The following is a 26,445-nucleotide window of genomic DNA, read 5'->3' as shown; positions in this document are numbered from 1 at the left end:
TTAAAAGACATAACGAACCAACGCATATGGAAAATGGCTTTATGCGGAATGTTAGCACTTGGATCGGTGGTTAGATACAGCAATACCATTCAAGCTGCAACCGTACAGCAACAGTTTCAGGATACTCGTACGAGTTATGCGAAGGATGCCATTACACATCTGGTGGACAAAGGTATTGCTGCCGGTACGTCAGAGACTACCTTTGAACCAAAGAAGGCTGTTACTCGTGCAGAGTTTGCGACGTTTGCGGTGAGATTGTTAGGTTTAAAGCCCGTTAAAAATAACATTAATCCTTATCAGGATATAAGCATGAATGCTTGGTATTACGGCAACGTTGCCGCCATGACGAATCTTTTTATTCTGGAGGGTAAGGGTCAGGGAACGTTCCAGCCTAATGCTTCCATTACGCGCGAAGAAGCGGCTGCCCTTCTTGTTCGCATGTTAAAACAACAACCCGTAGAGACCTCGCTCTTATCTTCAACGTATTTCGACGCAGCGGATATCTCGGACTGGGCACGTCCTTATGTGCAGACGGTATATCAACTTGGACTGATGCGAGGAAGTGGAGGTGTGTTCAGACCGCATGACCAGGTAACGCGGGAAGAAGCAGCCGTCATGCTCGATGCCATTTTACAAAAGAAAACATGGTCTGAACAGTTACAACGTGGGGATGAACTCGGTGTTCAGCTGGGTTGGCAATATAATTCCACCACAGCTGAATTCAAGAAGCAAGTGGAACAGTCTGAAGTGAATACGCTCGTCCCACGCTGGTTTTTCTTGAACAGCAGTATGAAAGTAACAGATCACGCGGACCCGGCATTAATCTCCTGGGCATCCGCTACCAACAGACAACTATGGCCATTGCTTGGCAATCGTTCAGATTCGGCACTTACCCATCAGATGTTATCGAGTTCAGTCAACCGAGCAGCAGTGATTTCACAGGTAGCCGCCTATGTCAAAACCTATAAACTGGACGGCATTAACGTGGACTTCGAGAATGTCGATCCTGTGGATCGTGAAGGGTTAACGGCATTTGTCACCTCTTTGACGGCAACGTTGCACGCACTGGGTGCAGTTGTGTCTGTGGATGTATCGCCAGACCTCGGTACAGATTGGACAGATGCATTTGATTATGCCAAACTGGGCGCTGTATCGGATTATATGGTGCTGATGGGATATGAGGAACACTGGAATGGTGATCCAAAAGCAGGGTCAGTGGCCTCTCTTCCATGGGTGAAAAAGGCTTTGGACACCATGCTCTCCGAAGTAGTACGTGCCAAAACAATTTTGGCCCTTCCATTATATACACGAGACTGGTCCTCACTGAATCCGGCAACCAGTTCTTGGGACATTACACTGGCAGAACAGGGAACGCGTGCGCATGCCACGGGATCTGTAAGACGATGGGATGCGAGTCTGGTTCAATATATTATTGGTTACAGCAGCAACGGTACACCAAGATATATATGGGCAGAGGATAGTCGTTCTTTATCGGCCAAAGTGTTAATGAGTGAGCAGCGGCAAATTGCTGGACTGGCTTACTGGTACATGGGCGGCGAAACAGCTGATGTATGGAACGCCATTTCGAATGCATCGCGATTTGAATCGTATAACTTCTAAGCAATCATGAATCTTATAGGCCCAAACTCACCGTGATTCAGGCGGATGGTTTGGGTCTTTTTATTTTGGTATAAGATAAGGAGGACGAGAAACAGTTTAAGCTTGACTGAACGGTTTAATGTATATAAGGACAAAATATATATATATATTGAGCTAAACATTTACACAATAACGGAGAGGACAGAAAGAGCCTGAAGAAGCGAAGTGTTCGCCTTTATCCCCGGATTTACCCTTTGTAAAAGGTATTAAAAAAATCTGGGGATAACAGCGATCGGAAGGTTGTTCTGTCATCGGAGTGATCAGTGTAAATATTCTTTAGTTCAATGTATATAGTTCAGGAGGAGAAGGAGCATGCGAGAGGTTGATTGCATAATAGTAGGTGGAGGGCTCGCAGGGCTTCAGGCAGCCATTCAGCTTGGGCGTTATTCGGCCCATCAGGTCTTGGTGATTGATGCGGGAGAGGGCAGATCGACATTGTGTCGGACGTATCATAATATTCTCGGTTTCCCCGATGGGGTGTCCGGCGAGGAACTCCGTGCCCGAGGCAGGATGCAGGCAGAGCAGACAGGTGTAGCTTTTGAGAAAGACCGTATCGTTAAAGCAGGACGTCAGGGTGAGAAGATTCAATTATTCGGTACTTCCGGATCTGAATATAGAAGCAAAACGGTGCTTCTGGCAACGGGTCTTACGGATCGAGTGCCGGATATTCCGGGACTAACCCCAACGTTGGGTCGCACAGTCTATGTCTGCCCTGATTGCGATGGCTATGAAATTCAAAATCAGCGGACAGTTCTGTTGGGATCTGGTGAAGCAGGAGCCAATATGGCGATGATTTTAATCCAGCGTACCAACGACTTGTTATACATCAATCATGAGCAGACCGCCATATCTGCAGAGCTTCATCGCAGTATGAAAGAGGCGGGCGTTCGTTATCTGGAAGCAGCTGTCCAGGAAGTGCAACAGATTGAGGATGGCCATATCACCGGTGTTCTGACCGAAGATGGACAGATTTTTGAGTCAGAACGAGGGTTTATCGCTTTTGGAGGAAATAAGGTGCACTATGAATTGGCAGAGCAGCTTGGGGCTGTGATCGCAGATAATAAACATGTAGAAGCCAACCCGCGCAGCTTGCAGGCAGCAACGAATGTGTGGATTGCCGGGGATCTGGGTTTACATGCAGAGCAAGCAACCGTTGCGATGGGTGAAGGTTCCATTGCCGCGATCTGGATTCATAAGGCGTTACAGCAGATGACAAAGGATTCACTTTGAAATGTACCTCCGGATAAGAGGCTGATTATTCAATCATTATCAAAAAGTCCTCCCAAGCCATGCGTATGGCAGGAGGACTTTTTAAGCTAACTTTTGCTATGGAGAAAAGGATCTCGCTTATTTACTCGATGAATCCGTTGACTTGGAAGAAGACGTCTCGTCCTTCGAGTCATGTGAGAAATCTTTGCGAATATTATCCACGATATCGCCTACCACACCTTCAATCATATCGGTTGGCCCAGGATTTTGCTTGTCTGGATGGATCACGGTGTTCACGCCTGGTTCAAGTTCATCGTTTGTTTTCTCATGTTTGGCTTTGTCGCTCATGGGAAATCCCTCCTTTGTTCCGTAAAGTACAGGTGTTTCTTAAGATATCCAAACACCATTACGTATATGTAAACGATTAACCGCTGGAGTTCATTTGAAACGTGATGTTCAAAGATCAATACGCATACAGGATAGAAATTTACTGATTAATCTTGGGCGAGCAGTTTATATTATAGATAACCGGTTAATGTTAAGCATGCTGTATGTTCCAATGAACAACTATTCTCAAGGAGGTTATTCAGATGAATGAACAAAATCACGTAATCCATAAAGATGGCCAAGTTTCTACTGACAAAGTGGACAATGCAATTGAGAAGATTGCACCGGAAGAAAGAGAACAGATTTTACAGAACTTTGACGCATTCAAAGAGTACCTGGGTAAGCGAATTGCGATGGGAGAATCCATTGGACTAAGCGAGGAGCAGATGGCTAAAATCGCTGAGAAAGTAGCGGATTATCTCGCAGCTCGGGAGGAACCTCGCAATCGTGAAGAGAAGTTGCTTCAGGAGCTGTGGAATGTAGGTAAGGAAGATGAACGTCATATGCTGGCTCATATGCTCGTTCGTTTGGCGCAAAGCGCTACAACCAATCATTAAGATGAGCTTCTAAGCATAAGATACATTTACAAGCATAAGAATCGTATATATGTATTGAACCCCTGAATGGCGATGCCTTCAAGGGTTCTTTTGCCGCTTACGAAGACTACAAACTGGAGTGGTGACGCGCATTGTAACTATTTTTAATCTGGCTGATACTTTTATAGTCCCTATTGCAAGTATGATAAGAAAAGAAAGAACGTTGGAATTAATAGTTCAGATGAGCGTTTGAGATGGAAGACTTCCGGTTAAGGAATAATAACGTTCATATTAAGGAGAGATGTTACCTATGAAGAACGCGGCAAAACAATGGAAACTACGAATGATCGGTGCAGTTGTTGCTTTACTTGGCATCATTGTGCTGACTACATATTTACTTACCCCTGCGAATGCTCAAGGTAGTTCGGAGGCTCAACAACCTTCTGCCAAAGAAGCTCAGGTCGCCAACTCTGAGATGTTTACAGCCTATGTGGAAGGTATGCACCAAGAGAATGGCAAGTTGTATATGACAGTGGACAAGATTGGCTGGTACCAAGGTGAAGAAGCTGATGCGATTTTTGCACTGCGCAACCCGGAAGCAGGTATAGATGGTGCTCCAGATGGCTACTATATTGTCAATGACAGCAAAGAGCAGGAACAGGTTGAAGTTAGTGCCAATGCTGAAGTATTGATGCAGTTGTATGATCGGGATGGTACGATGCAGGGCGCAGACATTCAGTGGAATGAACCTGTGACATTATCCAAGTTTGAATCGTTGTATGAGAATACCCGTATTCTCGATCTGTCCGTATTCCCGTATCATCTGACAGTGCAGGACGGAAAAGTTACCAAAATTGTGCAACAATACATCCCATAAAAGTGAGATGGGATTCATCAGTCAAGCATTCCTCCCGTTCAATAGAACGGTGAGGGATGCTTTTTGGTTATGACAAATTCATGAAAGCGATTGTAATTAATGGGAGGTACATGTATCATTATTGGAATGGCGTTTTTACATAGTTCAGGAGGAGCCTCATGCTTAAAGACATGATTGCATTAACCAAACCCGGACTTCTAAGGCTGAATGTGTTTGCGGTGGCGGTAGGATTCTGGGTAGCTTCAAAATGGGATATCCATTGGTTATCTCTGCTCATGGTTGTGATTGGATCAACATTGGTTATTGCTTCAGCTTGTGTAATCAACAATTATTGGGATCGTGAATTGGACCAAAAGATGGAGCGTACCAAAAAAAGGATGGAGTACATTAACCATCTGAAACCAGGTTTTGTTCTTGGCTATGGCATTATCCTTGGTGTTGTGGGACTAGCAGTACTGTATCTCCTGGTGAATCCATTATCGGGCTGGATGGCACTGCTCGGATGGTTCGCGTACATCGTGATCTACACGATGTGGTTGAAGCGCAGTTCGACCTGGAGCACGTCGCTGGGTGGAATTGCAGGAGCGATGCCGCCGGTCATCGGTTATACGGCTGTAACGAATGAAATTGATGCAGGTGCCTGGTTGCTGTTTGCATTATTGTTCTTGTGGCAGCCACCACACTTCTGGTCATTGGGTATTCGCCGGGTGGAGGAGTATCGCGCTGCCGGTTTCCCGTTGTTGCCTGTCGTAAAAGGGGTAAAACGTACCAAGCTTCAGATGATTCCTTACGTTTTCCTACTGCTTCCTGCTGTATTCCTGTTGTATTACTACAACTATGTTGGTCTTGTATTCCTGATTGTATCTGTGATTGGTGGACTAATCTGGTTCGTGCATACACTTAGCGGACTGAAGACACAGGATGATGAGAAGTGGGCAAAAGTGAACTTTCTGATCTCGGTTAACTATCTCATGCTCGTATTTATTGTTATGGTCGCGAACACGACATGGTCTTAATCAAGTGATGAACAGATTACTTTGAGAGAAAAGCACCTTAAGCGAGTTGGCTGCATCGAATGAAAAAGCACACTGCTGAATAGAGTTTGGACAACCTTGTGTTGTTACAACATATTCTCTGGAGTGCTTTTTTGGTATAATAAAACAATTGAATAATATATGTGGAAATTATAATGCAAGATGGGAAGTGACAGCATGAGTAATTTGGAACAGGCCGTGCGGTGGAGACAAGAAGGCAAGGTGCAGGAAGCGATTGAACTTCTGCAAGAGATTACAGGGCAAGAACCCGAGAATGCGCAGGTCTGGTATCAGCTCGCTTGGGCGCATGATTCGCTTGGGGTAGAGCGAGAAGCTGTCCCGCATTATGAGCAGGCACTGGATCTGGGTCTCTCAGGAGAAGACAGGGCAGGCGCAATACTCGGACTGGGCAGTACATATCGAACGCTTGGAGAGTACGAGCAGGCGAAAGCTTGGTTTGAAACGGGGATGAAAGAATTCCCGGCGTACCGGGAATTTGAGGTTTTCTATGCCATGGTGCTCTATAATCTGGGTGAACATGCAGAAGCGATGCAACGACTGCTCGTTCAACTCGCGGATACATCAAGTGACAAGAGAATAAACGACTATAACAGAGCAATTCGTTTCTACGCAGATCAGCTGGATCGGGTGTGGGAATAGACGGAATACGCCAAAAAAGGAGATGGACGAATGAACTCCAATCAAGATCTGAAACAGGTAAATGAAAGGTTGGATGAAATTGAGAAAAAGTTGGATAACCTGGGGGGTAGCCAGCAGAACAAACGCTCACCTGGCGTGCGCTTCCTGATTGGTTTTGGCATCACGATTGCGGTTATATTTGTACTGCTGCTGACCCTCGGTGTTATACAATTTGTGAGTAACGTGAGTAATTGATAGAAAAAGTCGATCATGACGACAGGTAGTGAGTTCTCCAAACTTACATAGCCTGGCCGAGCCACTGTTGCACCTCTTCAATGAAACGCCGCGTAGCTGGCGATAGATTAACCAAAGACGGGCAGGCCATGCCAATCGTACGATAAGGATCTCCAGTTAGTGGCACGAGGGCGAGCGAATCAGTATGATTTTGAAGTACCATTTCCGGCAGCAAACTGATGCCGAGGCCATTACGGACCATCGCCATGATGGCTTGATCTTCTGCAACTTCATAGACGACATTGAGCTTGGCTGCATGCTCCCGAATCAGTCGTTCTATCTCGTTATCTCCGCCCCACTTGGGCAGAATAAAGGGTTGCTCCAGCAGAATATCAAACGAAACAGACTCCTCTGAGGCGAGAGGATGATCCAGAGGCAGGATGCACATCATCCTGTCTTTTTGCAATGGGATCGTCTCAAAAGGTGATGAATCGCCGAGGGACAGAAATCCGAGATCGATGGCGCCTCCAGCCAGCCAGGCCTCAATCTCAGCATAATCGCCTTCCCAGAGCTTGATCTCAATTCCTGGATGACGCAGACGAAATTGTTTCAGTATGCCAGGCAGCCACTGTGTGGATACACTGGCGAAAGTACCGATACGCACAGTTCCAATCTCGGCACCGCGAATCAGGGAGATCTCCTGGTTCATCAGTTCCGTCCAGCGCAGAATCTCACGTGTGTATCCCAGAATACGTTCCCCTTCAGCGGTTACCCGCACACCGGAGCGGCCACGATGGAGAAGTGAAAAACCACATTCCGTCTCCAGACTGGCGATGGCATGACTTACCGCGGATTGGGTGATGTTTAGTGCTTCTGCTGCTTTGGTCAGACTGCCGTATTCCACAACAGTATTCAATATTTCGTACTTGATCAATGACATGAATGGTTCCGTTCCTTCCCATTTTGGATGCATGAGTTTATTTCATATAATCCATTATAAATATTCATTTTTATAATGCAAAGAGATCGTTTATACTTGCCAAGGCGAGTTAGTTTGACGCGCGATCACACAGATCAGAATACATAGAATGAAGGTTGAAGCAAGATGAATGGTGTACAGGTTAATCAAGGTCAGGCAACGAGAAGAGCAGACATACAGATGCTGCTCGCAACGGTCATATGGGGATCATCCTATCTGTTTATGAAATCGGGCCTAGAGTCCATGCAAGAATTGAATCTGGTCGCATTTCGTTTTGGAATTGCCTTTATTGCGGCAGGGCTTCTTTTTCATCGGCGGTTGTTTAAGATGGATCGCAGAACACTTGTGGCAGGCGCTATTATGGGGACAGCTTTATTTGCTGCATTTGTATTCATCACCTATGGTGTGCAACGAACAACGACATCCCAAGCGGGATTCCTGATCAGTTTGGCTGTTATTTTTGTGCCCATTCTGACGACAATCCAGCATCGTCGTATGCCTGATAAACGATTGACTCTAAGTATACTGGTAGCAGTAACCGGGCTGGGTTTGTTAACGCTTCAACATGAACTGAGTCTGCATACGGGAGATATTCTGTGCATCCTTGCAGCGCTAGTGTATGCCATCTACATTATGATAGCTGGCAAGTACACGCCGAAGCATGATCCGCTAACACTGGGGACGGTGCAATTAGGTGTTGCGGCGATGTGGGGAATAGCAGCTACATTCATGCTGGAAACGCCACGTATGCCCGATACGGCTGAATCCTGGGCAGCAATTCTCGGGTTAGGTGTACTGTGTAGCGGATTGGGATATATTCTGCAGACACTCGCACAGCGCCATGCCTCTCCCACAAGAACGAGTCTGATCTTCTCACTCGAACCTCTATTTGCAGCGGCCTTTGCTTTTACCTTTCAAGGGGAGTCATTAACGTTGCAAGGATATGCAGGAGCAGCTTTGATGTTGATGGGTGTGTTGATTACAGAGATCAAACTTCCACAGCCGATCTTCTGGCGCAGAAAACGTCAAGCACTCCAGCCGGAACTCAGCGATCAGGGAGCACCGGGTATATAACCAGAGAACAATGGTCCTTTCGTCATCTTCTATGGAAGGTGGAGAGAGGGCCTTTTTTGTTATGTTGAATATGCCTGTAAAAGACAGAATCCAGCCTAACAAAACGAGTTGAAACATAACTTGTTTTGTTGATTTTTGTTTTTTATGCTACACTGAATGGAAAATCAGGAAAAACGGGTGAATGGCATGACTAAAAGAGTAACAATGCAGCAAATTGCGGATGCTGCGGGGGTGTCCAAATTCGCAGTCTCCCGTGCGCTGACGGGGAAGCCTGGTGTGAGTGAGCATACACGCGAGATGATTGTCAGAACGGCGGGGCAGCTCGGGTACTTTAGAACCGAGCCAAAGCGGTATCCGGTGGACACACAGGCGTCAATAGAGTTGAAGCCAGAAGCGGAGCGCCAAGGCACCATATTAATTTTGTTTCCTAACGTTCGTTCTCAGAATAGATCTTCCTTGTACTGGGGGCCTGTGTTCGATGGCATCTCTGAGAGGCTGAATGAGAAGGGGATGGACATTTTAACGCTGACAGAACCCTCTTCAGATCGAATGTTCTCGGTCCTTAATCCGGAAGCGATCAGCGGAGTCATTACTGTAGGCACCATCTCGACATCGGTATTGCTGGAGATTTACAGGCTCCGTATTCCGCTCGTGATGGTGGACCATGAAGACCCGGCCATATACGCAGATACGGTTTTTACAGACAATATGAAATGTATGAAAGAACTGGTTCTCATGCTCGTCGGGAAAGGATACAGAAGGTTCCAGTTTGCTGGGCAACTGCCTGATGCAACAAGCTTTAGAGAACGTTGGCTTGGATATCGAACGGTGCTGGAAGAGAAACAGCTCGAGGGGGAACAGCAAGCAGACTTGCTGGGACCTGAGTATGAACAGATACGGAGATCCATTGCCGAAATGAAGCTGGAGGATATCCCTGAAGTCATCGTGTGTGCGAATGATCATACAGCTGTCATTGTCATTCAGGCACTCCAAAGTCGAGGCATTCAGGTGCCTGAACGCTGTGCCGTAACCGGGTTTGACAATACGCAGACGGATGAACCCATTCTTGCTTCGGTACATATTAACAAAGGTAATCTGGGCACGAGAGCGGTGGATCAGCTGTTGTGGCGGATCAAACACTTGGATGAACCATATGAACGCAAGCTGATCTATTCGGAATTAATTATTCGCGATGAATATAACGCCAATATAGACTAATGTGGTATGTGTGTGATATGAACTTATTGGATCATTTTAACGACAAAAATGCTGGTAAATGAGCTCGGGTGAGAGACATGGAGAGATTAAGTCTTCATGTCTTTTTGATATGCAGTGATTGTTTAACAAATTAAATTACAAAACAGATTGACTATGAGAAGCATATCATGTTAATTTTGTTTTGTAAGTTATTTATTTTTATACTAACAAAACCTAACAAAAAATGATTACCAACTCTAACAACAATGGAGGCTGTCATGAGCACAATACAATCACATGTTTTTCAGAATTGGACGTTCAAGGCTTGCGAAGATCAAGAGTGGATGCCGGCCCAGGTGCCTGGCTGTGTGCATACAGATTTGCTGAAACTGGGCAAGATTCCAGATCCTTTTTATGGAACGAATGAGAAGGAAGTACAATGGATTGATAAGAAAGATTGGGAATATCAGACTGAATTTGACGTTGCCGAAGCCTTGTTCTCCCAAGAACATCTGGAACTGGTGTTTGATGGTCTGGATACATATGCTGATGTGTATGTGAATGATGTGCATGTGTTATCAGCAGATAATATGTTCCGGGTATGGAAAGCGGATGTGAAGGCCGTATTGAAGGAAAAAGGCAATATTCTCCGAATACGTTTTCGGTCTCCGATTCAGGAAGACCTGCCTAAGCTGGAGAAGCTCGGATATGCATTACCTGCATCCAATGATCAGTCCGATGTTGGCGGACTTGGCGACAAGAGAGTAAGTATTTTTGCACGTAAAGCCCCGTATCACTATGGTTGGGACTGGGGTCCGCGTTTTGTAACCAGTGGGATCTGGCGTGAAGCACGTCTTGAAGGTTGGACACAGGTGCGAATTAATGATGTGTATATCCAGCAAAATGAAGTAAGCGCTACCTCAGCTTCATTAACTGCTGTTGTGGAAGTCGAGACTTCACAATCGGTGGATACGGTCATTCGTATTGGCGCAGATGGTCAGAGATGGGAAAGATCAGTATCGCTGCAACCCGGAACTCAGACTGTGGAGATTCCAATCTCCATTGATGAACCGAAACTGTGGTGGAGCCGCGGGCTTGGTGATCCGCATATGTACACCTTCCTTGCCGAAGTGCTTCAAGGTGAGCGAGCTGTGGCTGAATCTACAGTGAAGACGGGGCTTCGTTCCATTCGGCTGGTACGTGACAAAGATGAAGCGGGAGCATCCTTTTATTTTGAATTAAACGGGGTTGCGGTCTTTGCCAAAGGGGCCAATCACATTCCGAATGATAGCTTCATCACTGAAATTACTCATGAACGTTATCGTCATGAGATCGTATCCGCAGCCGAGTCCAATATGAATATGCTGCGCGTGTGGGGTGGCGGAATCTATGAGCAGGATGTGTTCTACGAACTGTGTGATGAATACGGAATCCTGGTATGGCAAGACTTCATGTTTGCTTGCAGCATGTATCCAGGAGATGAAGCGTTCCTGAACAGTGTAAGACATGAAGCGATTGATAATGTGAAACGTCTGCGTAATCATCCAAGTATTGCACTATGGTGCGGTAACAATGAGATTGATTCGGCTTGGGCTCAATATGTTGAGAATGGTGGCTGGGGTTGGAAGAAAGATTTTACTGCCGAGCAACGTGAACGCATCTGGGCCGATTACGAAGCCATTTTCCATGATCTGCTGCCAGAAGTGGTTGAAGCGTATGCTCCAGGTGTGGATTACTGGCCTTCTTCACCTCTTGTATCACTGACAGGGGATGAGAAGCAGCATGCGCACCCGTCTACATCTGAGGGCGATATTCACTACTGGGGCGTGTGGCACAATGTAGAACCGTTCGAAAACTACAACGTACATGTGGGTCGTTTCATGAGCGAATACGGATTCCAGTCTTTCCCGGAATACAAATCAGTTCGGACTTATGCGGAAGAAGAGGACTTGGCTCTGGAATCGGAAGTGATGCTCGCACATCAGAAGAATGGGGCAGGCAATCGTCTGATCAAACAGTACATGGATATGTACATGCATGAATCGAAGGACTTCCCATCGTTTCTGTATATGAGCCAGGTGCTTCAGGCGGAAGCGATGAAGACAGCCATTGAAGCGCACCGTCGCCGTAAACCATTCTGTATGGGAACACTTTACTGGCAAATGAATGACTGTTGGCCGGTGGCTTCATGGGCAGGCATGGACTACCTTGGGCGTTGGAAAGCATTGCAGTATTACGCGAAACGAAGCTTCAGCGATGTGCTCGTCTCCGTAGACGGGACCAAGGAAGATACTACAGATATTTATGTCATCTCGGATCAGCTTGAGCCAGTGAAGGGTCAACTGCAGATTCGATTGATTGGATTCGATGGCACAGTATATCGTGAAGAAGAGCATGAGGTAACATTGGCATCGAACTCGGGTCAACTGGTGTTGTCTCTGAGTCAGACTGAATGGCTGCAAGGCCGTGATGTTGCAACAACGCTGTTGCGCCTGGATCTGAAGCAGAATGGAGTAGCTGACATTGTGCAGGAGCATTATTTTGCACCATCCAAAGATATTGCATTGCAGCCTGCACAAATTAAAGTAACTGAGGTTACTGAAAATGATGGCAAATATCTTCAACTCGAAAGTGATGTGCTTGCCAAACAGGTATGGATTTCCTCCGAAGCAGAAGGCGTATTCTCTGACAACTTCTTCGATCTCATTCCTGGCATTCCGGTGAAGGTGCAGTTCACTACCAGAGAAGGGCTGCAATCTTCCGATGCGGTCTCCAATACAGGACTCATTGAAGTTCGTTCCATGGCTGACTTTATCAAACTATAATAAGGCTTGCATCAGAACGGTTGAAATCTCTCTATGAGGGATTTCGACCATTTTTATTTTGGGGCACCCAAACAAACTAAGCCAAAACAGAAGTGCACTTCAAAGATAGCTTCATCATTGCTATAATTGATAATCATTGTCAACTATAGGTGGGTTTTAAGTCACAATGCTATGCATTGTGCATGTTTGGACCCTTAGGAAAGGGAGTCTATATGTGGATTCAGAATGATATCAAGCTATGGGACCAGGTTCAGGTTCGTGTGCTTGATGTCCGTCTTATATCACTGGCAACACATGAGTTCATGCGCAATTATGTGTTACCGACCAGTGCATTTGTGTATGTTCAAGGCAGGGGGCAGGTGTGGCTGGATGAAGAGGTATGGTCTACTGGCCAGTTCTTGCTGCTGCACGGGGGAAAAGGAAGACGTCTGACATTTGAAGCGACCGGGGGGATGGAGGTACATCTGATCTTGTACAAATCAACGCTGCCATCCAACGTGCTTGTGGAGTACCGAATGATGCTAAACCAGCGAAATCCGTTTGAAGAGTCTTGGGCAACAGCGCCGGATCATGCCCTTGAACTGCGTGAGCTTGTGCGGAATATACATGAATGCTGGTCAGGACAGGAGCAATTGGGGAAAATTCAGGTCAAAGTGCACTTCTTTCAATTGGTACAGCTTGTATTGTTACAGCGGAGTCGCATGCTTAACGAAGTTCAGCAGCCTTCGCTTACCGATCAGGTATTGCGATATATCAAAGCTCATTTCCGGGAATCGATCTCACTTGATTCACTTGCCCAGTCCTTGAATTATAGCCCGCAGTATTTATCACGCAAATTCAAGGAACAGACGGGATGCACACCGACAGAATATGTGATTCGATTACGAATGGGTGAGGCAAGGAATTTGCTTGCGTCCACGGAAGCTTCATTACAGGAAATTGCTGCATATGTGGGCTACATGGACCCATTCTATTTTAATCGAATTTTCAAAAAAGAGACTGGCATCACACCTGGACAATATCGGTTGAAACAGCAGGAAAACTCAAAAAAAGTTTCAAAAAGTACATTAAATGCAACAAATGACTCCATTGTAACAGCAGGAGAGGAACGTTATCCTTTAATTGATGATGATAATCATTATCAATATACGGGAGATGAGGAAATCAACATGTTTAATCATTTTAAATCAGCGATCATGTCGCTTGCGCTTGTACTCACATTGAGTGCTTGTGGAACAGCCCAGCAGGGGGCAGAAACATCCGAAGTTGCGGCTGAACCTGAACAACCGGCAGTAGTGGAAACCCAAATGGTAAATACGACCTTTGGTGAGGTAGAGATTCCTGCACATCCGGAGCGAGTTGCTGCCATTGATTATCTGGGCACGGTGCTTGCTCTTGGTGTCAAACCGATTGGTGGAGGACAATTTCTGATGAACAGCCCTTATCTGGAAGGTCACTTGGATGGTCTTGAAACAATAGGTGATTCCGTTGAACAATTGATGGAGCTGGAACCTGATCTCATTATTACATTGAATCCGGACAAGGCCGCTTATGAGAAATACAGTAAGATTGCTCCAACTGTTTCGATCGCATCCATCACTTTCCCGACACTGAAGGACGAAGTAAACTATTTCGGTAAAGTTCTTGGCAAAGAAGCGGAAGCAGAGAAGTGGCTGGCTGATTTTGATGAGGAGATTGCCAAAATCAAGCAGGAGGTGCAGAGTGTTGTTCCAGCTGACGCTACATTCTCGGTGATGCAGGAATATGATCGACAAGTCTTCATTTTTGGCAATCAGTCGGGCCGGGGAGGACGTAATATCTACGAATTGCTTGGTTTGCAAGCACCAAAGAACATTCCATCCGAGTTGATGCAAGGCGCCTATCATGAATTCTCCATAGAACTGCTCGCCAAATACGCCGGAGATTACATTGTTCTGACCAGTAACTCTCAGCTGAAGGACCTGCAGGCAGATCCGATCTGGGGTTCATTGCCTGCTATCAAAAATGGAAAAGTGTACATATGGACGGAAGAACAATCCTGGTTCCGTGACCCTATCGCCTTGTTGAAACAGACACAGGATCTGGCTGAATGGATTATTGGACTTAATACACCGTCTAAGTAAGGAACTTCAAAAAACCGTGCCGCCCAGTTTGCTGAGCAGCACGGTTTTCCTGTTTCTATAGGACTGAACAGCTAGAAGGGGATTAGCTGCTGGTTCGACATATCTTAATCTGACCCTAATCGTGTCAAAATAAGTCATTTTTTGTTCGATGTGCATGCATAATTTCCCTAAAGTTACAAACAATACATCCAACTTACACAGGGAAAGGTCGTGCTTGAGCATGTGCAATCGTTTTTCATTGGCAGCCGATTTGGACGAAGTCAGAGATCATTTCAAGATTCAGCGAGTGATGTATTATTACAAAAACCGATACAATATCAGCCCAACCCAGCATACGCCGATTATTTTGCATCAGGATGGTGAGCGTGTATTGGATGAATTCCGTTGGGGGTTCATTCCATTCTGGGGTCGCGATGCCGTTAACGCGAATCTCATGACGGTGCATGAGAATCCTTCCTACTACAAACTGGTAGAAACCAAGCGCTGCGTCATTCCCTGCAACGGATTGTATTACTGGCGGCAAGAGGGCAAGAAAAGTTATGCGGTCCGCGTTGTCATGCCGGATCGCGGTCTGTTCGGCATTGCTGGATTATACGAGGTGTGGAGAGATACACGGAAAGAGCCGCTTCGGACCTGCACAATGCTTATGACTGGCGCGAACATGATTACACGCGAATTTGGCAGTAAAATGCCAGCGATCCTCTCCGAAGAAGAGATCAACACTTGGCTTGACCCGGCTAATACACGGGTGACTCAGTTGCTACCGTTATTGAAATCGTACAACAGTACAGAGATGAATCTGTATCCGGTCACGCCAATGGTCGCCAACGATGAACACGACTGTTACGAATGCGTAGAAGAGATGGACCAGAAGCTGGCCTACGTTCGGAGTTTCTGAGTCCCCTTTGGATCGAACGAAGAAGATGAAGAGGGCTGAGAGTCTGATGACACTCTGCTCTTTTTTTCCTTTCTGAAAATGAAGAGTTGCAATTGCAGTGAAACGTAACTATAATCATTACAGTAAGTGAACGCATATATTCATATATCTATTAAAAGAGATATTCATAACCAGGAGGGAACCACGAATGAACCCAAAGTTTAACCAGATGTTTGAACAAGTTTCACTACCGACTGGCATTACATTGAAAAACCGTATCGTGCTCGCTCCCATGACTCATATGTCCTCGAATGCTGACGGTACCATATCCGACGCTGAACTTGCTTATTATGCACGTCGCACCGGTGGTGCTGGCATGTCGATTACGGCTGTAGGGCATGTAACAGAAAATGGCATTGGTTTCCCTGCTCAGTTCGGCGTATATAATGACAGCTTCATTCCCGGTCTGAAACGATTGGCTGATACGATTAAACAGCAGGGCTCTGTAGCCATATTGCAAATTTTCCATGCAGGCCGTCTGACGCCTGAACAAGCCGTACCCGCGGGTCAAGTGGTGGCTCCTAGTGCGGTTGCGAGTGAGCGTCCGGGATCTCCTGAACCAAGAGAGTTGACTGATGCCGAGATTACTTCCATTATCAAAGACTTTGGTGAAGCGACACGTCGTGCAATCGAAGCTGGATTTGATGGTGTTGAAATTCACGGAGCTAACGGTTATCTGATCCAGCAATTCTTCTCCCCGCATTCCAACCGACGTGAAGATCGTTGGGGCGGAAGTGTAGAGAAACGTCTGGCATTCCCACTTGCTGTAGTGGATGAGATTCAGAAAGTTGTTGCCGAACATACGAAATTGCCATTCATCATTGGTTATCGCTTCTCCCCGGAAGAACCGGAAACACCGGGACTCACGATGGAAGATACGTATGCACTGGTGGATGCACTGAAAGATAAAAACCTGGATTACCTGCACGTGTCCCTGAACGAATTCTGGTCCAAACCAAGACGCGGCGAAGCAGATACACGTTCAAGAATGGAATTCATCCTCGATCGTGTGAACGGTAAATTGCCTGTTATCGGTGTAGGTTCGATTCATACGGCTGATCAGGCCGCTGAGGCGCTCCAAACGGGAGTACCACTGCTTGCCATTGGACGTGAGCTGATTATCGAACCGGATTGGGTTGAGAAAATCGAGAGCGGACGGGAAGAAGATATCGAGACGATTCTGACCAAATCGGATCAGGAGCGTCTGGTTATCCCTGACGGGCTGTGGAATGCAATCATCCATACACCGGGCTGGTTCCCTATGGCAGAAGATAAATAAGATACACTTCAGGACTGGAATGGAGGGGGCGAGAGCTCCCTCTTTTTGCACGTGGTCCAAATTCTCCTGGTGATCGCACTGTGGTATGATGGGATGAACAGGATCAACTGGATAATCAACGGTTTGGAGTGAAGAAATATGCTCGTTGCTGAACGGTATGAAAAAATAGTGGAATGGGTGGATACGCAAGGCAGCATGCGTGTGACCGAACTTAGTGAGCGCTGCGGAGTGACGGAAGAGACGATTCGTCGTGATCTGGACAAGCTCGAACAGGCAGGCAGGCTCAGGCGCTCTCATGGCGGGGCAGTAAGCGTAAAATACAAAGAGGATTCACAGTCGGAGATTCCGTATCCGGAACGAGCTGTAGCCCATGCAGAAGAGAAGCGCAGGATTGCAGGCGAAGCGGTGAAAATGGTGGAATCTGGGGACCGGATCGCCCTGGATGCAAGTACAACGGCGTGGTATATGGCTGCAGGATTGCCAAACATTCCACTGACGGTTTTAACCAACTCGATTAAGGTGGCCGCAGAGCTGAGCAACAAGGAGCAGATTCGCGTGATTGCCACAGGTGGGCAACTGGCTTCGAAATCCCTGTCTTTTGTAGGGCCGCTGGCGGAACGTTCGCTGGATGCTTACCATGTCGATAAAGTATTTCTGTCTTGCAAAGGGGTGCATCTGACCAAAGGCATTAGTGAGTCCAATGAATTACAGGCTTTGGTGAAGCAGAAGATGATCCATATTGCGGATGAGGTCATTTTACTTGCAGATTCCAGCAAGTTTAACATACAGGCTTTTACGAGAGTTGCTGAGATGAGCAGTGTGGGGAAAGTGATTACGGATCAAGGCGTAGACGAAGAGCAAGTAAGTGCACTAACTGAGCAGAATATTACGTGTATACGTGTGTAAATAGAAAGGAATGAATGTCATGAAACATCCTTTTCATCTGAAAGCGGTATGGAATGGTGGACGTAACAGTGAGGGAACCATTGATGCAGGTGGATTAAAAACGGTCATATCGATTCCGCAGGAGATGGGCGGACCTGGTACGGGAACCAACCCCGATGAGATGCTGCTGGGTGCAGCCTCTACCTGTTACTTGATCACGCTGGCAGCAATGCTGGAGCGTTCAGATATTACGCCAGATGAGCTGACGCTGGAGTCGGAAGCAACGGTAGATGTTACGAATAACGTGTTTACGTACGAACGGATCGTACATAGACCCCGGATTGTGCTTAGCACAGATGCTTCTGATGCGGATCTGGTCAAAGCCGAGCGCTTAGCGCACAAGGCTGAATCATCCTGTATGATCTCCCGAGCGGTGGCAGGCAATGTTGCGATCGAAACACAGCCAGTCGTTGTAACTACAGGAGCCAACGCAGTGTGATATACTTAAGAATAGGCGACGCAAGTCGTCATTCGTGTAAAATAAGGAGAAATTCGGCATGAACACACAGAAGCGCAAGATCAACCGATGGGTACGTTTAACACGTGCTATGAAGCTGAATTTTCTCAAATTGTTACGTGCTCCCGGAGGTGCCCATAAAGTATCTACCGGATTTGCCATAGGGTTCGGACTGGAACTAATCGTGATCTCGACCGCATCCCTGATATATCTCATATTCTACCCGATTGTGCGACTCTCTGGGGGTTCGATGCCTGCAGCGATTGTTGGTAACGTGATCGGGAAACTTACGTTTTTGCCTATCATTCTGATGCCACTCGCCAAGCAAATTGGTTCCTGGATTCTGCCTGCTCACAGCATGGGACAGGGATTGGTACACGAGAGTGCATTCATGGAGCTGTTTCGCGGGAACTGGTCGGCAGTGAGCGAATTGTTGCTTGGTGGACTGGATATCCTGGCAGGCATGTCCGTGTTCGGTATCATTCTGGGTGTAATTTCGTACTTTATCGTAAAATTCTTTTACGTCAGAGCTCTCAACCAGCGTTATGAACGCCGGCTGGAGAAGCATCGACAAGCAGATATGGCTTCGATATCGCCTCCGGTGTTAATCAGGAAGCCATCACAATCATAATCGGCAGCATCAACATGGATGCAGCGGTTGTCCACAGAATGCAGCGGGATACGAACTGTGGAGAAGCATTGAACTGTTCAGCCAAAATAACAGCGTTCACTGCGGTCGGCATCGATGCGAGGATCAGCAGCACACTGAACAACGTACCCTCGACCTGAAGCGCGGTCAGAATCAGCCAAGAGAGGATCGGCGCAGCTGCGAGACGGACCACAAGCCCGGTCCAGAAGGCTCGGCGTACATTGGGTAGCCAAGGCGCTGTAGCACCTTTTGGTCTGAGCATCTGTGCTCCCAGAATGGCGAGAACGACAGGGGAGTAGCCCGTAGCCAGCATGGAGATGCCTCCATCCAGCGCGTCAGGCAGGCTCAGATTGGATGCGCGCAGCGCAATGGCGATACCGGCAGCATAGATGGATGGCATGCGGAAAACGGACAGGATGGCATCTTTTACCGTGAATTCAGATCGCGCTGCAAAAAAGATACCTACTGTATTGACAATGATCATCTGTCCAATGACATAGACGGAAGCCTTGTCCAGTCCAAGCTGACCAAAGGCTAGCAGTACAAGCGGGAGCCCGTAATTCACGCAGTTCGTAAACGTGGAGACGAGGGTGAGGCCCGCTTTTTCGCTTGCACCCAGACGAAAAATCCGGCTTAACAACTCGGCAAGTGCCCACAGGGCAATCAGATTAATGATAGAGAACCAGAACGTGCTGGTGACGTCCGTCCAGGTAATCTCTGCGTGCAGCAATGTATTGAAGATGAGCGCAGGGCTCAAAATATAAAGGGAAAAGGTCGAGAGCGACCGGGTATCCCAATTCTTGAAGCGTTTTAACAGAATACCTCCGATCACGGGAAGTGATATCGGCAGGAATACATGGTATAACGTGAGTAAAAATGAGTGAAGCAATGCAATTCAGTCCCTTCTGGATGAAAAACCTATCTTATCATAGCAGAAGATGCACTTCATATGAATGGATTTCAGTATGATTGTGTGTAGTCAGCCCCGTTGTTTAACGGATGATTTCACGGATGTGCAGCGACAGCGGATTGCTATTTTGATATGGCAGATTTATTATAGAAGAGGTGCAACAAGATTACATACACATAGAGGAGGAAACTGTAATGAGTGAATCAAAACGCTTGCTCGTACTGGCCGGCTCATATGCCGAAGCGGAAAATGAGGGCATTTATGCATATGAATTGAATGAGGATACAGGCAGCTTGTCCAAGCTTGACGGCATTGCGGGTGTCAAAAACCCAACGTTTGTCAACGTGGATGCTGAGGGTAACAAACTGTATGCGATTGGTGAAACAGCGTCAGCTGAAGGCAACAAAATGTCTGAAGCGGTAGCTCTGAGCATTGATCCTTCTACAGGAAAATTAACGTTGCTGAACCGGAATAACTCCATTTCAGCTCCACCATGTCATATCCAGCGTGATCCTTCCGGCAAATACTTGATCCTGTCCAGCTACCACGGTGGTCTGGTAGGATTGCAAGCCTTGACGGATAACGGTGAAGTTGGAGCGCTTCTGGACGAGAAGAAACATGAAGGCCAAGGTGCGCATCCTGAACGTCAGGACAAGCCACATGTGCACTCCGCATTCTTCAGTCCAGATGGCAAATACATGATGGTACAGGATCTGGGCGCGGATAACATCGCGATCTATTCCATTGATGCAGACAAAAATGAACTTGTGCTGCACAGTGAAACCAAAACGCATCCGGGAGCTGGCCCGCGTCACTTGGCGTTCCACCCGAATGGTCAATTCGCTTATGTCATCAATGAAGTGGATTCTTCCATTACTTCGTTCCAATATGATGCAGCAGCGGGCACGTTGACTGAATTGTCTACGGTATCGACATTGCCTGATGGTTATGATGGCAAAGAGAATACAACAGCCGAGATCACAGTTTCCAATGATGGACGTTATGTATATGGTTCTAACCGTGGACATGATAGCATCGTTGTATTTGCAGTAGACGCAGACATGGGTCATCTGACACTGGTTGAGCATGTATCTGCTGAAGGGGAGCACCCGCGTCATTTTGCTCTGACACCTAATGGCAAACTGCTGATCGCAGCCAACCGCGATACCAACAACCTCGTGACATTCACGGTGGATCAGGAAAGCGGACGTCTGAAATACACAGGTCATAGCACAGGTGTATCCAAGCCGGTATGCGTGAAACCTGTATATTTGTAAGATTATAAATGCTAAAACCAGCTCTGGCTGGATTGAAAATTAAAAAGGACCCTGCCTATATGGCGGGGTCTATTTATTTGAATATCCAATGAGATGACTAGGAATTTTTAGTATGCAAATTCGATTCAAATGAAGGGTTTCGCCTAAAATAAATTCATATAACAACCAATTGGTTTCATTAGTTTCGCCCAAGTAACTACCCCACTTCAAAGTGCGTACTTCCTGAATGGATAGTCAGGGTCTACAATGAATGAGTAGCCAAAACAAACACTGCATGCATCTGAACAGACCAATTGGTGCAGGCTAAATATCTGATTATTATTTTTACAGGAACGAATCATACTTGAACAACAAAGGAGAAATAAATGATGAAATTGCAATTGGCGCTCGACTTGGTAAATATCCCTGAAGGTATCGCACTGGTTAAAGAGGTTGAACAATATATTGATATCGTTGAGATTGGTACACCGATCGTTATTAATGAAGGTTTGCACGCGGTTAAAGCGATGAAAGAAGCATTCCCTAATCTGCAAGTTCTTGCAGACCTCAAAATTATGGACGCTGGCGGTTATGAAATCATGAAAGCTGCTGAAGCTGGTGCCGATCTGATCACTGTGCTTGGGGCAACCAATGACAGTACGATCAAAGGTGCAGTAGCAGAAGCGAAGAAACAAAACAAACAAGTTCTTGTGGACATGATCAACGTGCCTAACCTTGAACAGCGTGCTCGTGAAATTGATTCGCTTGGCGTAGATTACATCTGTGTACACACAGGTTATGACCTGCAAGCTGAAGGACAAAGCCCATTCGAAGATCTGCAAACGATCAAAGCAGCTGTGAAACACGCTAAAACGGCTGTCGCTGGTGGAATCAAGCTGGAAACATTGCCAGAAGTGATCAAAGCACAACCGGATCTGGTTATTGTAGGCGGCGGTATCACAGGACAAGCAGACAAAGCGGCAGTTGCAGCTGAAATGCAACGTCTCGTTAAACAAGGGTAAGCGAATGACCAAAACACAATACGCAGCTGACATCTTGAAGGAGCTGGAACGCACGTTAAGCCAGATCGATGATGCAGAGATGCAAGCAATGGCTGAACATATTCTGGCTGCAGAACAGATTTTTGTAGCAGGAGCAGGCCGGTCAGGACTTATGGGAAAGGCATTTGCCATGAGACTGATGCAGATGGGGCTTCGTGTATATGTGGTGGGCGAGACCGTAACACCTGGGATCAGCTCGAAGGACTTCCTCTTACTGTGCTCTGGCTCAGGAGAGACAGGCAGTCTGGCGGCCATGGCTCAGAAGGCTAGTCAAGCAGGTGCGCCTGTAGGTCTCATTACAATTAAGCCAGAGTCCACGATTGGCAAATTGGCGACTACGGTAGTGCGTCTCCCGGCTTCAGCCAAAGAGGATACAGCAACTTCCGGAGCAGCAGTAACCATTCAGCCGATGGGCTCGTTGTTCGAACAAGGACTGTTAATCGGCATGGATGCTCTCATCCTTACCATGATGGAAATGAAGGGTATGACCGGGGCGGATATGTTTGGCCGCCACGCAAACCTGGAATAGTGAATAGATGCAAGACCGAAATCCTTTGCTTGTGAAGGGTTTCGGTCTTTTTCTGCGATGCACAGCCTTTCAAGCTTATAGGTTTTATTCGAGGTTGTTAGTTAAACTTTGCATCCCGTGCAGGCTGTAGTAGAATTAATAGAAAGCTGTATCGAATGAATGTACTTATTACATCATGTATGGAGCGGATAGTTAACTTCTTATGGAGTGTCCCCGTAACATGCGTATGATACCGATATAAGATTGAAGATGAGGGGGCTCGGAGCCATGGCATCCGAAGTGAAGGAACGGATTAATCTGAAAGAAATCAACTGTGAGAAGGAATTGACTCTTGCGGTGATCGGGGGAAAGTGGAAACTGATTATTTTGTGGCATTTGGGTCTGGAAGGCACCAAACGATTCAGTGAGCTGAAACGCCTAATCCCTCATATTACCCAGAAGATGCTGACCAACCAGCTACGTGAGCTGGAGGAAGACAAACTGATTGAGCGCAAGGTGTATGCAGAAGTACCTCCTCGGGTGGAATATACGTTAACGGATCACGGCCAGAGCCTGATGCCCGTCCTGCATGCGATGTATAACTGGGGTAAAAACTATGGTGAAAATGTAATCTGGAAAGAAAGCTAAATAAGTTATATTCAATTAATCGCTCGGTGTATGGGGTTTTTCCATCACCGGCGTTTTTTTAGTTACTTTCAAACCATGGTCACATGAGCAAAAGTTTATACGAAACGTAGAGGACAGAAATAGCTTGAAGAAGCGGAGCGTTCGCCTTTATCACCGGATTTTCACCTTTGAAAAAGGGAATCAAAAAATCTGGGGATAACAGCGATCGGAAGGTTGTTCTGTCATCGGAGTGGCAAGTGTGAATAATCTTTAGTCCAATCTATACTCTCCTGAATCAAAAGTCTTATTTTGGCAGATGTCATGTATAGATGAGCGGAATATGATACGATGAGAGATATTGGAAATGCAAGGAGGATGACAACTAAAGATGGAAAAAATACGTACACGCGCTGAGGTAAATCAGGAAGCAACTTGGGATCTGAGAGACTTGTTTGCAACCGATGTGGAGTGGGAGCAGGAGCTTCGATCACTTCCTGAGGCTGCTGCCGAGATTGAAACGTTCAAAGGACGTCTGGGCGAAGGCGCTGGACAATTGCTGGCTTGTCTGGATGCTCGTGAAGCTTTGCAGGAGCGTATCGGCAAGACGGCTTCTTATGCCCGCCTGAAGCAGTCAGAGGACAGCACCAACCCGGTGAATATAGAGAACTCTGCCAAAGCAGGAGATATCCTATCAAATCTGTCGTCGTCCTTGTCTTTTATAAATTCAGAGATCGTCGAACTTCCGGATGGAACTGTAGAGCGTTATATTCAAGAGCTTCCGGATCTGGAACCATATGCGCGCAGTTTGGAGCGTTTGATTCGAGAAAAAGCACATCGGCTCACACCGGAGACCGAGAAGGTACTCGCCTCACTCGGAGAGGTGTTGGATTCACCATACCGTATCTATCTGCGCGGTAAACTGGCAGACATGACGTTTGACGATGCGCTTGATGGAGAGGATAATACTCGTCCACTGTCCTGGTCATTCTACGAAAACAATTATGAGATGTCATCCGATACAAAGCTGCGCCGCTCTGCTTATGCTGCGTTCAGCTCCACATTGAATGAGTACAAAAATACGTTCGCAGAAGGTTATGCAACCGAAGTGAAAAAACAGGTTGTCTTATCCAGACTGCGTGGTTACGACGATGTCACAGATATGCTCCTCAGCCCACAGCAAGTGAGCAAAGAGATGTACAATAACATTCTGGATATTATCCAGCAGGAACTTGCACCTCATATGCGCAGACTGGCCGCTCTCAAGAAACGTGAACTGGGCTTGGACAAGCTGATGTTCTGTGATCTGAAGGCGCCGCTTGATCCTGAATTTAGCCCTGCCATTACATATGATGAGGCATGTACGCTCATTCGCGAGGCACTGGATGTGCTCGGTCCGGAGTATGGCGAGATCGTAGAGCGCGCATTTCGTGATCGCTGGGTGGATTACGCAGATAACGCAGGCAAATCCACAGGGGCATTTTGTTCTTCCATATATGGTTCGCACTCCTATATCCTGATTTCATGGGCGAACAACATGCGCGGAGCCTTTACGCTTGCCCATGAAGTGGGACATGCAGGCCATTTCATGCTCGCGGGTCGTTACCAACGACTCACGAATACACGCCCATCTCTCTATTTCATTGAGGCACCATCGACGATGAATGAAATGCTGCTGGCCGATCATCTATTGAAGCGTTCCGATAATCCGAGAATGCGTCGTTGGGTCATTTTACAACTGTTGAATACGTATTACCATAACTTCGTTACACATCTGCTGGAAGGTGAATTGCAGCGCAGGGTGTATGCACGCGCAACCAATGATGAGCCAATTACGGCGAAGACGCTAAGTCAGCTCAAAGGAGACATCCTCTCCGAATTCTGGGGACCTGATCTGGTTATTGATGAAGGCGCCAAGCTCACGTGGATGAGACAACCTCATTATTATATGGGACTATATCCATATACCTATGCGGCAGGCTTGACGGCTTCCACCGCGGCAGCACAGCAGATTCGGAAAGAAGGACAGCCTGCGGTAGATCGCTGGCTTGATGCACTCAAAGCTGGTGGAAGTCTCACACCACAGGAGTTAATGAAGCTTGCGGGTGTGGATATGTCCGGACCTGAGCCGATTCGCTCTGCGGTTGCTTATGTCGGCAGTCTGGTCGACGAACTTGAACGTCTGTATTCCTGATCTGGTTCATATAGTATACGGACAAGGCAGAACGGGTTGTCTGCATGCACCGCCTTCCTTGCGTGGGGGCGGTGCATCTTATTTTTGCAAGGGGAAAGGAACGATGATGAATGGCGTTAACGAGCGTGTCCTCATCGATGGGCCGATTAAGCGTAGACGGCTTTGGTGTGTTTGACGACATGAATGGAGTACCAGGTTTTGAAGGCAATCAGGGTGGTTTTTTTTCGAGATTCAATGAGTTTGCTACAATGAATGCATTTGCTTCGATTTTCATTGGCGGCATATTTCTCATCATTGCGGGAGTTATTGTTTTTGTTATTATTTCAGGGGTACGCACGTGGTCATCAAATAACGCGGCGGCCTTGTTAACCCTGCACTCAACGGTGGTGGCCAAACGAACGGAAGTCTCAGGCGGAAGCGGCGATAGCAGTGCGACTACCCGATATTATGCTACATTTGAATTCGACAATGGGGAGCGCATTGAACTAATTGTTGGCGGAAACCATTATGGCATGCTGGTGGAAAATGATCGAGGGATGCTGACGTATCAGGGGACACGCTTCAAGCATTTTGAGAGAGATGTACAGCCCCAGTCGGGGGTAAGCAAAGGCCAGTTTTATACGTAAAAAAAGAACTGCGGCTCCTCCCAAGTGGGAGAGAGTCGTTTTTGGTATGCAGAAAAGAAAGAAAAATCGGAGGGTATTCAAACGCTTACAATGGTGATATACTCGTAAAATAAAGTTAAACAGTATTAAACAAAAACAAACAAACAATAAATACAGAATAAAGTGCAGGGTTGCGGACTGAATCAAGAGCTACCGTTTGGAAAATAGGATTGGTTCGAAAGGTTGG

General features: G+C 46.8%; 25 protein-coding genes. 22 read left to right on the top strand and 3 right to left on the bottom strand.

The annotated features are described in order from the left end of the window. Positions 1-48: 48 nt before the first annotated feature. Positions 49-1,620: an S-layer homology domain-containing protein gene (locus FS628_RS02275; protein WP_260870907.1), complete on the top strand. Its 1,572-nt coding sequence runs from the start codon at positions 49-51 to the stop codon at positions 1,618-1,620. A 351-nt stretch (positions 1,621-1,971) separates the two neighbouring features. After that, positions 1,972-2,889: an NAD(P)/FAD-dependent oxidoreductase gene (locus FS628_RS02270; protein ID WP_145318418.1), complete on the top strand. Its 918-nt coding sequence runs from the start codon at positions 1,972-1,974 to the stop codon at positions 2,887-2,889. A 117-nt stretch (positions 2,890-3,006) separates the two neighbouring features. Here FS628_RS02270 and FS628_RS02265 read toward each other — a convergent pair whose 3' ends face one another. After that, positions 3,007-3,216: a hypothetical protein gene (locus FS628_RS02265; protein ID WP_145318416.1), complete on the bottom strand. Its 210-nt coding sequence runs from the start codon at positions 3,214-3,216 to the stop codon at positions 3,007-3,009. Positions 3,217-3,458: 242 nt separating this feature from the next. Between FS628_RS02265 and FS628_RS02260 the strand changes: the two genes are divergently transcribed. The 5 genes from FS628_RS02260 (at position 3,459) to FS628_RS02240 (ending at position 6,596) form a co-directional block, all read left to right on the top strand. After that, positions 3,459-3,812 (top strand): DUF3243 domain-containing protein, encoded by a 354-nt coding sequence (locus FS628_RS02260; protein ID WP_145318413.1) that lies wholly within the window; start codon positions 3,459-3,461, stop codon positions 3,810-3,812. A 289-nt stretch (positions 3,813-4,101) separates the two neighbouring features. Further along, positions 4,102-4,668 (top strand): hypothetical protein, encoded by a 567-nt coding sequence (locus tag FS628_RS02255; protein ID WP_145318410.1) that lies wholly within the window; start codon positions 4,102-4,104, stop codon positions 4,666-4,668. 158 nt (positions 4,669-4,826) lie between these two features. Beyond that, positions 4,827-5,684: a heme o synthase gene (cyoE, locus tag FS628_RS02250; protein WP_145318407.1), complete on the top strand. Its 858-nt coding sequence runs from the start codon at positions 4,827-4,829 to the stop codon at positions 5,682-5,684. A gap of 195 nt (positions 5,685-5,879) precedes the next feature. Then, positions 5,880-6,362: a tetratricopeptide repeat protein gene (locus FS628_RS02245; protein ID WP_145318404.1), complete on the top strand. Its 483-nt coding sequence runs from the start codon at positions 5,880-5,882 to the stop codon at positions 6,360-6,362. Positions 6,363-6,392: 30 nt separating this feature from the next. After that, positions 6,393-6,596 carry a hypothetical protein gene (locus FS628_RS02240; RefSeq protein WP_145318383.1) on the top strand — a complete coding sequence of 68 codons (204 nt, stop codon included), beginning with the start codon at positions 6,393-6,395 and terminating at the stop codon, positions 6,594-6,596. Positions 6,597-6,639: 43 nt separating this feature from the next. On the opposite strand, the gene FS628_RS02235 is transcribed toward FS628_RS02240, so the two are convergent. Beyond that, the gene (locus FS628_RS02235) at positions 6,640-7,515 is read right to left on the bottom strand and encodes a LysR family transcriptional regulator (RefSeq protein WP_145318380.1); all 876 of its coding nucleotides are present in this window, start codon (positions 7,513-7,515) and stop codon (positions 6,640-6,642) included. 165 nt (positions 7,516-7,680) lie between these two features. On the opposite strand from FS628_RS02235, the gene FS628_RS02230 reads away from it, so the two are divergent. The 9 genes from FS628_RS02230 (at position 7,681) to FS628_RS02190 (ending at position 19,022) form a co-directional block, all read left to right on the top strand. Further along, positions 7,681-8,628, top strand: coding sequence for a DMT family transporter (locus FS628_RS02230; RefSeq protein WP_145318377.1), 948 nt, complete (start codon positions 7,681-7,683; stop codon positions 8,626-8,628). 186 nt (positions 8,629-8,814) lie between these two features. Beyond that, complete coding sequence (locus FS628_RS02225) at positions 8,815-9,846, top strand: LacI family DNA-binding transcriptional regulator (RefSeq protein ID WP_145318374.1); 1,032 nt, start codon at positions 8,815-8,817, stop codon at positions 9,844-9,846. A 257-nt stretch (positions 9,847-10,103) separates the two neighbouring features. Then, complete coding sequence (locus FS628_RS02220; RefSeq protein WP_145318372.1) at positions 10,104-12,650, top strand: beta-mannosidase; 2,547 nt, start codon at positions 10,104-10,106, stop codon at positions 12,648-12,650. Between the two features lie 212 nt (positions 12,651-12,862). After that, positions 12,863-14,773: an AraC family transcriptional regulator gene (locus FS628_RS02215; protein ID WP_186327693.1), complete on the top strand. Its 1,911-nt coding sequence runs from the start codon at positions 12,863-12,865 to the stop codon at positions 14,771-14,773. Between the two features lie 220 nt (positions 14,774-14,993). Beyond that, positions 14,994-15,671 (top strand): SOS response-associated peptidase, encoded by a 678-nt coding sequence (locus tag FS628_RS02210; protein ID WP_145318366.1) that lies wholly within the window; start codon positions 14,994-14,996, stop codon positions 15,669-15,671. 187 nt (positions 15,672-15,858) lie between these two features. Further along, positions 15,859-16,989 (top strand): NADH-dependent flavin oxidoreductase, encoded by a 1,131-nt coding sequence (locus tag FS628_RS02205; protein WP_145318362.1) that lies wholly within the window; start codon positions 15,859-15,861, stop codon positions 16,987-16,989. Between the two features lie 138 nt (positions 16,990-17,127). Next, the gene (locus FS628_RS02200) at positions 17,128-17,895 is read left to right on the top strand and encodes a DeoR/GlpR family DNA-binding transcription regulator (RefSeq protein ID WP_145318359.1); all 768 of its coding nucleotides are present in this window, start codon (positions 17,128-17,130) and stop codon (positions 17,893-17,895) included. 19 nt (positions 17,896-17,914) lie between these two features. Then, a complete protein-coding gene (locus FS628_RS02195) occupies positions 17,915-18,373 on the top strand; it encodes an OsmC family protein (RefSeq protein WP_145318356.1) in 459 nt (152 codons plus the stop codon). 58 nt (positions 18,374-18,431) lie between these two features. Next, positions 18,432-19,022: a DUF2062 domain-containing protein gene (locus FS628_RS02190; RefSeq protein WP_145318353.1), complete on the top strand. Its 591-nt coding sequence runs from the start codon at positions 18,432-18,434 to the stop codon at positions 19,020-19,022. On the opposite strand, the gene FS628_RS02185 is transcribed toward FS628_RS02190, so the two are convergent. Then, positions 19,000-19,929, bottom strand: a complete 930-nt coding sequence (locus tag FS628_RS02185; RefSeq protein ID WP_145318349.1) for an AEC family transporter — start codon at positions 19,927-19,929, stop codon at positions 19,000-19,002. The two genes, FS628_RS02190 and FS628_RS02185, sit on opposite strands and share 23 nt — an antisense overlap. A gap of 215 nt (positions 19,930-20,144) precedes the next feature. Between FS628_RS02185 and FS628_RS02180 the strand changes: the two genes are divergently transcribed. The 6 genes from FS628_RS02180 (at position 20,145) to FS628_RS02155 (ending at position 26,219) form a co-directional block, all read left to right on the top strand. Beyond that, positions 20,145-21,227, top strand: coding sequence for a lactonase family protein (locus FS628_RS02180; protein WP_145318347.1), 1,083 nt, complete (start codon positions 20,145-20,147; stop codon positions 21,225-21,227). 368 nt (positions 21,228-21,595) lie between these two features. Beyond that, the gene (gene hxlA / locus FS628_RS02175; protein WP_145318344.1) at positions 21,596-22,228 is read left to right on the top strand and encodes a 3-hexulose-6-phosphate synthase; all 633 of its coding nucleotides are present in this window, start codon (positions 21,596-21,598) and stop codon (positions 22,226-22,228) included. Positions 22,229-22,232: 4 nt separating this feature from the next. Continuing rightward, positions 22,233-22,796, top strand: a complete 564-nt coding sequence (gene hxlB / locus FS628_RS02170; protein WP_145318341.1) for a 6-phospho-3-hexuloisomerase — start codon at positions 22,233-22,235, stop codon at positions 22,794-22,796. A gap of 267 nt (positions 22,797-23,063) precedes the next feature. Next, positions 23,064-23,423 carry a winged helix-turn-helix transcriptional regulator gene (locus FS628_RS02165; RefSeq protein ID WP_036608849.1) on the top strand — a complete coding sequence of 120 codons (360 nt, stop codon included), beginning with the start codon at positions 23,064-23,066 and terminating at the stop codon, positions 23,421-23,423. A 367-nt stretch (positions 23,424-23,790) separates the two neighbouring features. Further along, positions 23,791-25,593, top strand: coding sequence for an oligoendopeptidase F (pepF, locus tag FS628_RS02160; RefSeq protein ID WP_145318337.1), 1,803 nt, complete (start codon positions 23,791-23,793; stop codon positions 25,591-25,593). Positions 25,594-25,703: 110 nt separating this feature from the next. Next, positions 25,704-26,219 (top strand): DUF2500 domain-containing protein, encoded by a 516-nt coding sequence (locus tag FS628_RS02155; RefSeq protein ID WP_260870906.1) that lies wholly within the window; start codon positions 25,704-25,706, stop codon positions 26,217-26,219. Positions 26,220-26,445 lie beyond the last annotated feature (226 nt).

The organism is Paenibacillus xylanexedens (genome assembly GCF_007676705.1).
Classification (GTDB): Bacteria; Bacillota; Bacilli; order Paenibacillales; family Paenibacillaceae; genus Paenibacillus; species Paenibacillus xylanexedens_C.
Note: the sequence above shows the minus strand (reverse complement) of the source record. Positions and strands in the feature narration are given on the sequence as shown.